Origin of the sequence: Mycobacterium sp. IS-1742 (assembly GCF_001500125.1) — a bacterium.
Classification (GTDB): Bacteria; Actinomycetota; Actinomycetes; order Mycobacteriales; family Mycobacteriaceae; genus Mycobacterium.
This window is the reverse complement of sequence record NZ_LQIV01000008.1, coordinates 112921-125361: the sequence shown is the minus strand read 5'-3', so window position 1 is coordinate 125361 and position 12441 is coordinate 112921. Positions and strand designations below refer to the sequence as shown.

At 69.5% G+C, this 12441-nt stretch carries 14 protein-coding genes; 5 read left to right on the top strand and 9 right to left on the bottom strand.

The window, feature by feature from the left end; all coding sequences use genetic code 11:
* Positions 1-93: 93 nt before the first annotated feature.
* Entirely contained in the window at positions 94-1515 is a 1422-nt protein-coding gene (locus AU196_RS07015) for a class II fumarate hydratase (RefSeq protein WP_059094375.1), read from the bottom strand.
* Positions 1516-1533: 18 nt separating this feature from the next.
* On the bottom strand, positions 1534-2595 hold the full coding sequence (gene glpX / locus AU196_RS07010) for a class II fructose-bisphosphatase (RefSeq protein ID WP_059094389.1): 1062 nt from the start codon (positions 2593-2595) through the stop codon (positions 1534-1536).
* A gap of 53 nt (positions 2596-2648) precedes the next feature.
* On the opposite strand from glpX, the gene AU196_RS07005 reads away from it, so the two are divergent.
* Positions 2649-3308, top strand: a complete 660-nt coding sequence (locus AU196_RS07005; RefSeq protein ID WP_059094374.1) for a DUF4245 domain-containing protein — start codon at positions 2649-2651, stop codon at positions 3306-3308.
* A complete protein-coding gene (locus AU196_RS07000; protein WP_231737428.1) occupies positions 3305-4201 on the top strand; it encodes a dienelactone hydrolase family protein in 897 nt (298 codons plus the stop codon). Before AU196_RS07005 ends, AU196_RS07000 begins: the two co-directional genes overlap by 4 nt.
* Here the strand turns inward: AU196_RS07000 and AU196_RS06995 are convergent.
* The 3 genes from AU196_RS06995 to AU196_RS06985 are packed head-to-tail and all read right to left on the bottom strand — an operon-like array spanning position 4176 to position 6982.
* Entirely contained in the window at positions 4176-5375 is a 1200-nt protein-coding gene (locus AU196_RS06995) for an AI-2E family transporter (RefSeq protein WP_059094387.1), read from the bottom strand. The two genes, AU196_RS07000 and AU196_RS06995, sit on opposite strands and share 26 nt — an antisense overlap.
* A gap of 18 nt (positions 5376-5393) precedes the next feature.
* Positions 5394-6218 (bottom strand): SDR family NAD(P)-dependent oxidoreductase, encoded by an 825-nt coding sequence (locus AU196_RS06990; RefSeq protein ID WP_059094373.1) that lies wholly within the window; start codon positions 6216-6218, stop codon positions 5394-5396.
* Positions 6215-6982 carry an SDR family NAD(P)-dependent oxidoreductase gene (locus AU196_RS06985; RefSeq protein ID WP_059094372.1) on the bottom strand — a complete coding sequence of 256 codons (768 nt, stop codon included), beginning with the start codon at positions 6980-6982 and terminating at the stop codon, positions 6215-6217. The genes AU196_RS06990 and AU196_RS06985 overlap by 4 nt, the downstream gene beginning before the upstream one ends.
* A gap of 79 nt (positions 6983-7061) precedes the next feature.
* On the opposite strand from AU196_RS06985, the gene AU196_RS06980 reads away from it, so the two are divergent.
* The gene (locus AU196_RS06980; protein WP_059094371.1) at positions 7062-7778 is read left to right on the top strand and encodes an MgtC/SapB family protein; all 717 of its coding nucleotides are present in this window, start codon (positions 7062-7064) and stop codon (positions 7776-7778) included.
* Between the two features lie 91 nt (positions 7779-7869).
* Complete coding sequence (locus AU196_RS06975) at positions 7870-8193, top strand: hypothetical protein (RefSeq protein ID WP_059094370.1); 324 nt, start codon at positions 7870-7872, stop codon at positions 8191-8193.
* A 9-nt stretch (positions 8194-8202) separates the two neighbouring features.
* On the opposite strand, the gene AU196_RS06970 is transcribed toward AU196_RS06975, so the two are convergent.
* From AU196_RS06970 to AU196_RS06955, 4 genes are all read right to left on the bottom strand, one after another.
* Complete coding sequence (locus AU196_RS06970) at positions 8203-9318, bottom strand: 3-beta-hydroxysteroid dehydrogenase (RefSeq protein ID WP_059094369.1); 1116 nt, start codon at positions 9316-9318, stop codon at positions 8203-8205.
* A 62-nt stretch (positions 9319-9380) separates the two neighbouring features.
* Positions 9381-9593, bottom strand: a complete 213-nt coding sequence (locus tag AU196_RS06965) for an exodeoxyribonuclease VII small subunit (RefSeq protein ID WP_059094368.1) — start codon at positions 9591-9593, stop codon at positions 9381-9383.
* Positions 9580-10809: an exodeoxyribonuclease VII large subunit gene (gene xseA / locus AU196_RS06960; protein ID WP_059094367.1), complete on the bottom strand. Its 1230-nt coding sequence runs from the start codon at positions 10807-10809 to the stop codon at positions 9580-9582. The genes AU196_RS06965 and xseA overlap by 14 nt, the downstream gene beginning before the upstream one ends.
* Positions 10806-11375 carry a lipid droplet-associated protein gene (locus tag AU196_RS06955; protein ID WP_059094366.1) on the bottom strand — a complete coding sequence of 190 codons (570 nt, stop codon included), beginning with the start codon at positions 11373-11375 and terminating at the stop codon, positions 10806-10808. The genes xseA and AU196_RS06955 overlap by 4 nt, the downstream gene beginning before the upstream one ends.
* Before the next feature lie 53 nt (positions 11376-11428).
* Between AU196_RS06955 and AU196_RS06950 the strand changes: the two genes are divergently transcribed.
* Positions 11429-12430 (top strand): 4-hydroxy-3-methylbut-2-enyl diphosphate reductase, encoded by a 1002-nt coding sequence (locus AU196_RS06950; RefSeq protein ID WP_059094365.1) that lies wholly within the window; start codon positions 11429-11431, stop codon positions 12428-12430.
* The last annotated feature ends 11 nt before the right edge of the window (positions 12431-12441 follow it).

Genomic DNA, 12441 nt, shown 5'->3' with positions numbered 1-12441 from the left:
GGGTCACTGCCCGGCGGCCCCCGCCCCCCCCCCACTCCCCGCTCTTGTCGGATTCGCCGCGCCCGGGGCGCGCGACCAACTACACCGAAATCACTAGTCGCCGTCCTTGACCTTCGCCATCGCGAGCACGTCGAGTCGGCGGTCGAGTTCCTCCTCGGAGAGCTTGTCGCCGATCAGGCCGCGGTCGATGACCGTCTGGCGGATCGTCTTGCGCTCCTTGAGCGCCTCCTTGGCGACCTTGGCTGCCTCCTCGTAGCCGATCGCCGAGTTCAGCGGCGTCACGATCGACGGCGACGACTCGGCCTGCTCACGCATGTGCGCCTCGTTGGCCACGAGCCCGTCGATGCAGCGCTCGGCGAACAGCCGCGACACGTTGGTCAGCAGCTTGAACGACTCGAGCAGGTTGCGCGCCATCATCGGGATGTACACGTTGAGCTCGAACGCACCGGCCGCGCCACCCCAGGCCACGGCGGCGTCGTTGCCGATGACCTGGGCGGCGACCTGCGTGACCGCCTCGGGCAGAACGGGATTGACCTTGCCCGGCATGATCGAGCTGCCCGGCTGCAGATCGGGGAGCTGGATCTCGGCCAGACCGGTCAGCGGTCCCGAACCCATCCAGCGGACGTCGTTGGCGATCTTGGTCAGCGACACCGCGATGACCCGCAGCGCACCGGAGGCCTCGACCAGCCCGTCGCGCGCGGCCTGGGCCTCGAAGGAGTCCTTCGCCGTGGTCAGCTCACCGAGACCGGTCTGGTCGACGAGCACCTGGACCACCTTGGCGCCGAAGCCGTCCGGCGCGTTGAGTCCGGTGCCGACGGCGGTGCCGCCGATGGCCAGCTCACCGAGCCGGGGAAGGGACCCGCGCACACGCTCTATACCGGCCTCGATCTGGCGGGCGTAGCCGCCGAACTCCTGGCCCAGCGTCACCGGTACCGCGTCCATCAGGTGGGTGCGGCCGGACTTCACCACGGTGCGCCACTGCCGGGCCTTGCCGGCCAGTGACTCGTGCAGCACCTCGAGCGCCGGGATCAGGTGGCGCACAGCGGCTTCGGTGGCCGCGATGTGGGTGGCGGTGGGGAACGTGTCGTTGGAGCTCTGCGACATGTTCACGTGGTCGTTGGGGTGCACGGTCACCCCGTTGGCCGCCGCGATCGACGCGATGACTTCGTTGGTGTTCATGTTCGAGCTCGTCCCCGAACCGGTCTGGAACACGTCGATCGGGAACTGGTCGTCGTGCTGCCCGTCGGCGATCTCGGCGGCCGCAGCGATGATCGCATCGGCCTTCTCCGCGTCGAGCAGTCCGAGGTCCTTGTTCACCTGTGCGCAAGCACCTTTGAGCAAGCCGAGCGCGCGGATCTGGGTGCGCTCGAGGCCGCGCCCGGAGATGGGGAAGTTCTCGACGGCTCGCTGGGTCTGAGCCCGCCACAGCGCATCCTTGGGCACCCGGACCTCGCCCATGGTGTCGTGTTCGATGCGGTACTCGGTGTTCTGGTCGACAGCGCTGTCGGCGGTCATGGATGCCCTTCTGATCGGTTACGGCAGGGGATAGGCGGCATTGCTGTCGCCGGTGAAGTCGACAGCGGAGTACTCGTTGAGTTTGGACAGACGGTGGTAGGCCTCGATCATGCGGACCGTGCCGGACTTCGACCGCATCACGATCGACTGGGTGGTGCAGCCGCCGCCGGTGTAGCGCACACCCTGCAGCAGGTCGCCGTCGGTGACGCCGGTCGCGCAGAAGAACACGTTCTCGCCCGACACGAGGTCCTCGGTCTTGAGCACCCGGTCGATGTCGTGGCCGGCGTCGATGGCCTTCCGGCGTTCCTCGTCGTCCTTCGGGGCGAGCTGGGCGTGGATGGCGCCGCCCATACAGCGGATGGCCGCGGCGGTGATGATGCCCTCCGGCGTGCCGCCGATACCGGCGAGCATGTCGGTGCCGGAGTTCGGGCGGCACGCCGAGATCGCGCCCGCCACGTCGCCGTCGGAGATCAGCCGGATGCGGGCTCCCGCGTCCCGGACGTCGGCGATGAGCTGTTCGTGGCGCGGACGGTCGAGGATGCAGACGGTCACGTCGCGGACCGACAGGCCCTTGACCTTCGCGACGGCGCGCACGTTCTCGCCGATCGGAGCGGTGATGTCGATGGCGTCGACGGCGTCCGGACCGACGGCGATCTTGTTCATGTAGAACACCGCCGACGGGTCGAACATCGCGCCGCGCTCGGCCACCGCGAGCACCGAGATCGCGTTCGGCATGCCCTTGCTCATCAGCGTGGTGCCGTCGATCGGGTCGACGGCGAAGTCGCAGTCCGGCCCGTCGCCGTTGCCGACCTCTTCGCCGTTGTAGAGCATCGGCGCGTTGTCCTTCTCACCCTCGCCGATCACCACGACGCCGCGCATCGACACCGAGTTGACCAGTTCACGCATGGCGTCCACGGCCGCGCCGTCTCCGCCCTCCTTGTCTCCGCGCCCTACCCAGCGGCCTGCCGCCATCGCGCCGGCTTCGGTGACGCGGACGAGTTCGAGGGCGAGGTTGCGGTCGGGGGCTTCCCTGCGGCGCGATGAGCCGCTTGCGCGATGAGCATCAGGATCAGCTGGCATGGGCAGATTGTCCCAGAAGCCGATCACCGTCGGGAGGCTGGGATACTGCTGTCATGACCGTCGACCCCGGGCAGCCGGAACCGCCCCCGCAGGAGTGGTCCGGTCCTGCCCCCAAGGAGGCCAAGCCTCGGGTGCTGCAGGACGGCCGGGACATGTTCTGGTCGCTGGCGCCGCTGGTGGTGGCGTGCGTGGTGCTGGCGGGGTTGCTGGGCATGTGCTCGTTCCAGGGCCGCGGCCCGACCGAGGGGCCGGCACCGGCCCACGACGCGGCCTCGGCGCTGCAGGCCGACGCGGACGCGCTGCCGATCCCCATCCGGCTGCCGGCGCTGCCCGACGGCTGGCGGTCGAACTCCGGCGGCCGGTCGGGTATCGAGGCCGGCACCACCGACCCCGGAACCGGGGCGCCGACGCGCGCGGTGGTCTCGCGGGTCGGCTACCTGGCCCCGAGCGGCAAGTACCTGAGCCTCACGCAGAGCAACGCCGACGAGGACAAGCTCGTCGAGTCGATCACCCCCGGCCTCGTCCCGTCCGGCGCGCAGGACGTCGACGGGGTGAGCTGGGTGGTCTACCGGGGCGGCGAGGGCGTGGAGCCGGTGTGGACCACGCGGCTGCCCGACAACGCGCAGATCGCGATCACCGGCGCGGGCAGCACCGACGAGTTCCGTGCGCTCGCGGCCGCCACCCAGAAGCAGCAGCCGTTGGAGAAACGATGACCGAGGCTCGCAAGCCTGATGTCGCCGCCGGGGCGGCTCGCAAGCCCGATGTCGCCGCCGGGGCGGCTCGCAAGCCTGATGTCGCCGCCGGGGCGGCTCCGGCCGCCGACCTGAGCGGCTGGACCGCCGCACCGTTCACCGCCGCCGGCTACACCCACGACGTGTACCGCAAAGGTGACGGTCCCGGCGTCGTGCTGATCCCCGAGATGCCCGGGCTGCACCCCCACGTCCTGGCGCTGGGAAACCATCTCGTCGACAACGGGTTCACCGTCGCCGCGCCGTCGCTGTTCGGCACGCCGATGAAACCCCCGCTCGGACCCGGCGCGCTGCCCGTGCTGCTCAAGGGCTGCGTGTCCAAGGAGTTCGCCGCGTTCGCCACCAACGCCGACCGCCCGGTGGCGCACTACCTGCGGGCGCTGGCCCGCGACCTCAACGCGCGCACCCCCGGCAGGGGTGTCGGCGTCATCGGGCAGTGCTTCACGGGCGGTTTCGCGCTGGCCGCCGCGGTCGACGACAGCGTGCTCGCCCCGGTGCTCAGCCAGCCGTCGCTGCCGCTGCCCGTCACGCCCAGGCACAAACGCGACCCCGGCCTGTCGGAGGGTGAACTGCGGATCATCGAACGGCGCGCCGCCGAGGACGGGCTGTGTGCGCTGGCCCTGCGCTTCAGCAAGGACTGGATGTCGCCGGCGGAGCGGTTCGGCACGCTCAAGGCTCGGCTGGGCGACGCGTTCGAGGTCATCGAGATCGACTCCGCCCGGGGCAATGCGCACGGCATCTCGCCGACCGCACACTCCGTGCTGACTGACCAGGTCCGCGAGGTCGACGGCCACCCCGCCTACGAAGCCCGCAAGCGCGTCGTCGAGTTCCTCACCGAGCGGCTGGTCGGGGCGTAGCCGGCCGGTTGCGCCGCACGCGCCGCGACAACCACTGCACCCATCGAGGTTTGCGCGGTGGTCGCGTCTCGACGTCCTCGTCCCGCATCAGCGGGACACCCTTGTAGACCGCGAGATACACGCTGATCGTGGTGACGATGATGATCATCAGCACGGGCCCCAGGACGATGCCCCAGAAGCCGAACATCGCGATGCCCGAGAAGACGGCGAGCAACATCAGCGCCGGGTCGAGGCGGGCCGCCTTCGGCACCAGCACCGGGCGCAGGACGTTGTCGATGTTGGTGACGACGAGGAGGTGGAACGCGACCACGAACACCCCGCCAATGACGTTGCCGAACAGCGCCATACCAATGCCGAACGGGATGCTGAGGATCCCGCTGCCCAGCGGGATCACCGACAGCGCGCTCAACACGATCGCGAAGAAGAAGAACCCGTCGTGGAATCCGGCGACGTAGATGGAGACGGCGCCGGCCACCCCCTGGCACAGGGCGATGACGAACTGACCCTTGACCGTGCCCTTGACCATCGCTCCGGTCTTGGCGAGGTACAGATCGGTGATGTCCTCGCCGAGCGGGTTGAGCCTGCGGATGAGCGTGCGCAGCTTCTCCCGGTTCACCAGCAGCGAGATGAACACGTAGAGGAAGATCACCGCGGCCGCGAGCGCACCGAGGACGCCGCCGACCGCCCCCTGCAACACCCCGAGCAGCCATTCGCCGACACGCTGGGACACCGTGACCACCGCGTCGCGCAGCGTGTCCGGGGTGAGCCGGAAGTCGAGGAACGGCACCTTGTCGATGAGGTCGTTGGCCACGGTCATCGCCCGGTCACCGAGGGTGCTGATGTCGGTCGTCGCCATCCACTGGTTGACGGTGGTGACCATCTGGGAGATCTGCACGATCGCCAGGAACACCACCAGGGTGACGGGGATGATGACCATGAGCATCGCCGCCAACAGCGTCAGGGTCGCCGACAGGGCGGTGCCGAAGCGGCGCCGCAGCCGCTCGTAGAGCGGGCTGAACAGGTAGGCGCCGACGGCGGCCACCACGACCAGGATGAAGAAGTCGCGCAGGAAGTACGCGCCGAACCCGACCGCCAGCAGGGTGACCACGCCGAGCGCGCGCTTCTGGGTGGCGGTGAAACCGGCTTCGACGTCACCGGGCACGTCGTCGGACACGTCGTCGGACACGTCGCCCTAGCCTGTGCCGACCGTCCGCGCCCGCTGGCCGGCGCGTTGCTCGGCGACGAACCGCGCGGCCATCCGCTGCATCAGCCCGGGGGCGAGCCGCGCGAAAACCCATGCGGCGTGGGCCTGCCGGGGTTTGACGAGGACGGCTTTGTTGCGTTGGACGGCGCGCAGGGTGTCGTTCGCCAGCCGGTCGGCGTCGTAGGGAGCTTTGACCCGCTGGCCCTGCAGGTAGTAGTCGCGGCCGACGAACCCGCCGATGGCGCCTTTGTCGAGGATCGGGGTCTCGACGGCGGCCGGGCACACGGCGAGCACCCCCACACCGTGGGCGACGGCCTCCGACCGCAGCGCCAGCGACAGGCCGACGACGGCGTGTTTGGTCATCACGTAGCTGCTGATCAGTCCCGCCGCGGTCAGCCCCGCCATGGAGGCGGTGTTGACGATGTGACCGTGCCCCTGGCTGATCATCTGCGGGTACGCCGCGGCCACGCCGTGCACGACGCCGCGGATGTTGATGTCGATGATCGCGTTCCACTGGTCGAGCGTCAGCAGTTCGGTGTCCCCGCCCCACGAGATGCCCGCGTTGTTGAACATCATGTCCAGCCGGCCGGATCGGGCCACCACGTCGTCGACGGTCCGCTGCACCGCGGCGGCGTCGGTCACGTCCAGCCGCGCCGACCTGGCTCCGAGGGGCCGCGCAGTCGCCTCGGCCGCGTCGGCGTCGATGTCGGTGCACAGCACCTCCGCCCCGGCGGCGGCCAGGGCTCGACACAGCGCGGCCCCGATTCCCGAGCCCGCGCCGGTGACGATCGCCTGTCTGCCCGCGAATGTCATTGCGAATCAGCCAGTTTCATCACGTGGTGCAGGATGTCCGGGTACCGCTTGAGGTGGGCGCCGCCGTTGAGGTCGAGGACCTCGCCGGTCATCCACGACGCGCCGGGCGAACACAGGAACGCCACTGCGGCGGCGACGTCCTCGGGCTGTCCGGCGCGGCCGAGCGGGGTGTTCTCCAGGTACTCCTCGACCACGCCGGGCACGCTGGCCGCCGGGTCGGTCAGCGGGGTGTGCACGAATCCGGGGGCGACGGCGTTGACCCGGATCCCGCGCGGCGCCATCTCCAGCGCCGCCACCTGGGTGAGCATGGACAGGCCGGCCTTGGCCGCGCAGTAGGCGACCATCCCGGCGGCCGGCTGACGGCCGTTGAGCGACGAGATCTGCACCAGCACACTGCCTTCGCGCAACACCCGGCCGGCATGTTTGGCGACCACGAAGCCTCCGGTCAGGCACACGTCGACGACCTCACGGAACTGCTCGACGGGCATGTCGACGATCATGCCGACGTTGCTGAACCCGGCGCAGTTCACCGCCGCGTCGAGCGGACCGGTCTGGTCGAAGAGGCGTTGCACCGACTCTTCGTCGGTGACGTCGGCGTGCGTCGCCGTATGGGGGTCGCCGAGGGTCGCGGCGCGTTCGCGGGCGCCGTCGGCGTTGCGGTCGGCCAGGACGACGCGGTAGCCGTCGGCGGCCAGCGCCCGGGCCGTCGCCCAGCCGATGCCCGAGGCGGCGCCGATGACGACGGCGGTGCGGTTGGTGGTCACGGCTACTCAAACTAGAACAGGGTGCAGGCGCCGTCGACGAAACGCTGTTTCTGGGTGCGGGTAGGGCACAATCTCAGCCATGTTGGCCGTCGACCTGCTCACCCGCGTCGGCCTGGCGACCGTGCTGGGCGTGGCGATCGGGCTGGAACGGCAGTGGCGCTCACGCATGGCAGGCCTGCAGACCATGGCGTTGGTGAGCACCGGCTCGGCGCTGTACCTCATCTTGGGCGCCTACAGTTTCCCCGGCGCCGACCCGACCCGGGTGGCCGCGCAGATCGTCTCGGGCATCGGCTTTCTCGGCGCCGGCGTCATCATGAAGCAGGGCCTGTCGGTCACGGGGCTCAACACCGCCGCCACGCTGTGGTCCACGGCGGCGGTCGGCGCGCTGGCCGGCGCCTGGCTGTGGCGGGAAGCCCTCGCCAGCGCGCTCATCGTGGTCGCGGTCAATCTGCTGCTGCACCCGCTGGCCGAGACGATGGACCGCCGCAAGAACTGGGGCGGCAGGGAGCATCCACCGGTGCACTACCGCCTGACCGTCGTGTGTCGCGAGGACCACGACACCGAGATCCGGACGCTGCTGGTGCAGGCGGTCGACGAGTCCCGGCTGCAGCTGACGTCGATGCGGTCGGTCGCCAGTGGTGCGGGACAGGTCGAGATGGCGGCCGGGGTGTCCGCGCTGGCGCGCGACGACGCGGTGCTCGAGAAGGTCGTGGGGGTGCTCGCGGTCGACGCCCGGGTGACCTCCGTGCGGTGGAACATCCCCGACGAGGAGGCCACCGGTCTCGCGCGGTCGTGATCGACGGGCGCTGTGCGTCCCACCGAACGTCCATGTCGAGACGAATTCGTAGCATTCTCGCCCCGCGCGCCGAATACAGAGAAACGGCACTGTGCAGGTGCCACCGTGGTTCACTTCAGTCAAGTATTCAGATGCGCTCGGAGGTGCGGAAATGGCGGCAAATATCGACGCGGGGGACGCCGAAAACGGTGATTCGCAGATAGCCGTCAATTCGCGGGTATTGGTGCACCCCGGAACCGATCATGAAAAGCGCGGAGTCGTGGTCGAGGATTTCGCCGATGCCGCGGGCAAAGCAGTCGAGATCGGCGAGCACCACATCGCCGACGCCGCGCGCCGATGGGCGGTGGCCCTCGACGACGGCGGCCTGGAATTCGTCGACGACGACGACCTGTCGGCCGACACCGGGGCGCGCTGACCGCCCGGGTCAGCCCGCGGGAGGTGTGGCCGAAACCGCTTGCACACCGGTCTTTTTCGCGGACTCGGCCTTCATCTTCCGGTACAGCTCGACGTAGTACGGCAGACACGCGGCCATCGCCTGCTCGGTCGTGAACAGTGGGCGGTAGCCGAGTTCCCGTTCGGCTTTCGCGATCGAGAAGTAGTTGTCGAGTGAGATCCGCTCCACGCCGGTGGGTTCCAGCAGCGGTTTGGGCAGCCCGAAGCGGAAGTGCAGCCGCTGCCAGACCGTCATCACGAAATGCACGAGCCGCCCGGGCACCCGAAGTCGCGGATAGCGCTCGCCGCACGCCTCCACGACGGGGCGGGAGAACTCGAACATGTTGATCGGTTCGCCGTCGTTGATGAAATACGCCTGACCGGGTGCCGTGCCGCCGGGCACCAGGTGTTCGGCGGCGAGGATGAAACCGTGAATGAGGTTGTGCACATATGAGTTGTCGAGTTTGGCGTTCTTGCTGCCGACCAGCACCTTGACGTGACCGGCCAGCACGGATTCGAACACCTTGCGGAACATCGTCTGATCGCCGCGGCCCCAGATGCCGCTCGGCCGGATCGAACAGGTGAGCATGCCGTCGGTGCCGTTCTCGGACAGCACGAATTTCTCGGCGACCACCTTGGTTTCGGTGTAGAGGTCGTTGAACCGGTCGGTGTAGGGCATGGTCTCGTCGCCGGCGACGATCGGCTGACCGCCCATCACCACGCTGTTCGATGCGGTGTAGACGAACCGCTTCACCCCGGCGGCGCGCCCCGCGCGCACGAGGTTCTCGGTGCCGCCGACGTTGACGGCGAAGCTGCGCCTGCGGTACTCCTCGGTGACCGACGCGCCGCCCATCAGGTCGATGATCGCCGCGGTGTGGAAGACGGTGTCCACGCCGGCGACCGCGGCGGCCACCGTCTCCGGGTCGCAGATGTCCCCTTCGAGCGTTTCGAGCCGGGGATGGGGCGGCAGCGGGGACGGCGCGCGGTCGAACGATCGCACATGGTGCCCGCGCTCGAGCAGTTCGGTCACGAGATTCGCGCCGACGAAGCCGGATCCACCGGTCACCAGCACACGGCCCAGTTCTGTGGTCAGCGATGCATCACCCATGGGGCGAGGATAACTGAAACGTGTTCTATTTTCGCCCCCTCATCGGGTAAGCGTTTTCCTGGTCAACCGTCGTCGGCCTCGCGGTCGGCCAGCGCCGACTCGATGCGCTGACGCGCTCCGGCTAAGTGTTCCTCGCAGCATCGGGCCAGCTCCTCGCCGCGTTCCCACAACTTCAGCGACGCATCGAGATCGAGGCCGCCCTGTTCGAGCTGCTGGACGACGGCGACCAGTTCGTCGCGCGCTTCTTCGTACCCCATGTCACTAATGGGCTTCATCGGTTCCCTCACTCACCGCGGTGATCGCACCGTCGGCCACCCGGATGCGCAGGTGTCTGCCTGCGGGCGCGTCGGCGGTCGTCCGCAGGACGTTCGTATCGGGCATGGTCTGCACGACCGCGTAGCCGCGGGCGAGTGTCGCGGCCGGGCCGAGCGTCGTCAGCCGGGCGGCCAGGTGGCCGACGCGCTCGGTCTCGGCCGCGAGCATCCGGGTGATGTCGCGGCGTGCGGTGGACCGGGCGCGGTGCACCTCCTCGGCGCGCGCGTCGATCGCCTGCAGCGGGCGGGCCAGCACCGGCCGGCTGCGCAACTGGTCGAGGTGGTGCTGTTCGCGGTGCACCCAGAGGCGCAGCGCGCGGGCGCTGCGGTGGCGCTGCTCGGCGACGAACGCCTGTTCGGCGGCGGCGTCGGGGACGACCCGTTTGGCGGCGTCGGTCGGGGTCGCCGCGCGCAGATCGGCGACCAGGTCGCACAGCGGGTTGTCGGGTTCGTGCCCGACGGCGCTGATCACCGGGGTGGTGCAGGCGGCGATCTCGCGGCACAGCGTCTCGTCGGAGAACGGCAGCAGGTCCTCGACGCTGCCGCCGCCGCGGGCCAGCACGATGACGTCCACGGTGGGGTCACGGTCGAGTTCGCGCAGCGCGCCGACGATCTGTGGCACCGCGCTGGGGCCCTGCACGATGGTGTTGCGCACCGCGAACCGGACCGCGGGCCAACGGGTTGTCGCGACCGTCATCACATCGCGCTCGGCATGGCTGGCGCGGCCGGTGATCAGGCCGACGGTGCCGGGCAAGAACGGGATGGGCCGCTTGAGCCGGGGGTCGAAGAGCCCCTCGGCGTCGAGCAGGCGGCGCAGGCGGTCGATGCGGGCCAACAGTTCGCCGATGCCGACGGCGCGGATCTCGCTGATCCGCAGGCTGAACGAGCCGTTGCGGGTGTAGAACTGCGGCTTGCCCAACACGATGACCTGCGTGCCCTCCGCCAGCGGCACCGGCGCGTTCGCGACCAGGTCACGTGGACAGCTCACCGACAGCGACATGTCTGCGGCCGGATCGCGCAGGACCATCCAGGCCGTCGTCTGGCGGACCTTGAGCTCGGTGAGCTGACCCTCGATCCACACCATGCCGAGTCGGTCGATGTACTTGGCGACGCGCGTGGCGACGGCGCGGACCGGCCAGGGGTTGTCGGGAGACTTGCCCTGTTCGGGGTCGGTCACTTGGCGGTGGCGCGGGTGATCCGATTGGCCAGCAGGGTCTGGAACGGCGCCCGCGAGCGGGTAGCGCCCTCGTAAGCGAGCAGCGCCTCGAGATCGTCGACGCTCAGCGACGGCAGCCGCGCACGCAGCTGCGCCAGGGTCAGCGACTCGTAGTCCAGTTCGGTGACGATCGCCGGCGTGTCGGTCGCCGCCGAGGTGTGCGTGGCCGCGTTCGTGTCCGTGTCCGAGGCGTCCGACGTCTCCGGTTCCCCGGTGGAGTACAGCGCGAACCGCCCCTCGGTGCGCCGCTCCCCGTCGGGGGCCTGCGCCGCCGGCGCGCCGTCGTCCTCGTCGAACGTGGCCCACTCCGGCTGTTCGTCCTTGGGCGGGAAGAGGTTCTCCAGCGTCTCGTCGCCCTTGTTCACCAGGTCGGCGAGGTTCTGCTGGAAATGGATCACGATGCTGGCGACCTGACTGGCCACGGTCATCGGATACATCAGGATGGTGTGTGGCAGCTTGCGGGTCTCCTCGACCGCGGTGACGGCGGCGCCGACCAGCAGACGAACCCCATAGGGTGCAGTAGCCATGACGACAGCCTACGGCTGGGCGGTCGCCCGCATCGGTCAGTACCCTGGTAGTCATGCCGTCGACGATCAACATGGGGATTCCGGGTGCGTCCAGCTCGGTGACGGGCGGCGTGTCCGGTAAGCGGGTCCTGCTGGCCGAGCCGCGCGGTTACTGCGCCGGCGTGGACCGCGCGGTCGAGACCGTCGAGCGTGCGCTCGAGAAGCACGGCGCCCCGGTCTACGTGCGCCACGAGATCGTGCACAACCGCTATGTCGTGGACACACTCGCCAAAGCCGGCGCCGTCTTCGTCGAGCAGACCGACGAGGTGCCCGAGGGCGCCATCGTCGTGTTCTCCGCCCACGGCGTCGCACCGACCGTGCACGTGGAGGCCGCCGCCCGCAATCTCAAGACCATCGACGCCACCTGCCCGTTGGTGACCAAGGTGCACAACGAGGCCAAACGCTTCGCCCGCGACGACTACGACATCCTGCTCGTCGGCCACGAGGGCCATGAGGAGGTCGTCGGCACCGCCGGTGAGGCGCCCGACCACGTCCAGGTCGTCGACAACCCCGACGCGGTCGACAAGGTCACCGTGCGCGACCCGAACAAGGTCATCTGGCTGTCGCAGACCACGCTCAGCGTCGACGAGACGATGGAGACGGTGCGCCGGCTGCGGGAGAAGTTCCCGACGCTGCAGGATCCGCCCAGCGACGACATCTGCTACGCCACCCAGAACCGCCAGGTCGCGGTCAAGGCGATGGCTCCGGAGTGCGAACTGGTCATCGTCGTCGGCTCGAAGAACTCGTCGAACTCGGTCCGTCTGGTCGAGGTCGCCCTGGGCGCCGGGTCGGATGCGGCGCATCTGGTCGACTACGCCGAAGACATCGATCCGGCCTGGCTCGACGGTGTCACCACCGTGGGCGTCACCTCGGGCGCGTCGGTGCCCGAGGTCTTGGTGCGCGGTGTGCTCGAGCGGCTCGCCGAATACGGGTACGGGACCGTCCAGCCGGTGACGACCGCGAACGAGACGTTGGTGTTCGCGCTGCCCCGGGAGATCCGGCCCGCCCGCGGCTGAGGCCGTTCCCT

Excerpts from the sequence above, each read along its gene's own strand:
- AU196_RS07015 (WP_059094375.1), bottom strand. The coding sequence starts at position 1,515 with ATGACCGCCGACAGCGCTGTCGACCAGAACACCGAGTACCGCATCGAA.
- glpX (WP_059094389.1), bottom strand. The coding sequence starts at position 2,595 with ATGCCAGCTGATCCTGATGCTCATCGCGCAAGCGGCTCATCGCGCCGC.
- AU196_RS07005 (WP_059094374.1), top strand. The coding sequence starts at position 2,649 with ATGACCGTCGACCCCGGGCAGCCGGAACCGCCCCCGCAGGAGTGGTCC.
- AU196_RS07000 (WP_231737428.1), top strand. The coding sequence starts at position 3,305 with ATGACCGAGGCTCGCAAGCCTGATGTCGCCGCCGGGGCGGCTCGCAAG.
- AU196_RS06990 (WP_059094373.1), bottom strand. The coding sequence starts at position 6,218 with ATGACATTCGCGGGCAGACAGGCGATCGTCACCGGCGCGGGCTCGGGA.
- AU196_RS06980 (WP_059094371.1), top strand. The coding sequence starts at position 7,062 with ATGTTGGCCGTCGACCTGCTCACCCGCGTCGGCCTGGCGACCGTGCTG.
- AU196_RS06970 (WP_059094369.1), bottom strand. The coding sequence starts at position 9,318 with ATGGGTGATGCATCGCTGACCACAGAACTGGGCCGTGTGCTGGTGACC.
- AU196_RS06965 (WP_059094368.1), bottom strand. The coding sequence starts at position 9,593 with ATGAAGCCCATTAGTGACATGGGGTACGAAGAAGCGCGCGACGAACTG.
- AU196_RS06955 (WP_059094366.1), bottom strand. The coding sequence starts at position 11,375 with ATGGCTACTGCACCCTATGGGGTTCGTCTGCTGGTCGGCGCCGCCGTC.
- AU196_RS06950 (WP_059094365.1), top strand. The coding sequence starts at position 11,429 with ATGCCGTCGACGATCAACATGGGGATTCCGGGTGCGTCCAGCTCGGTG.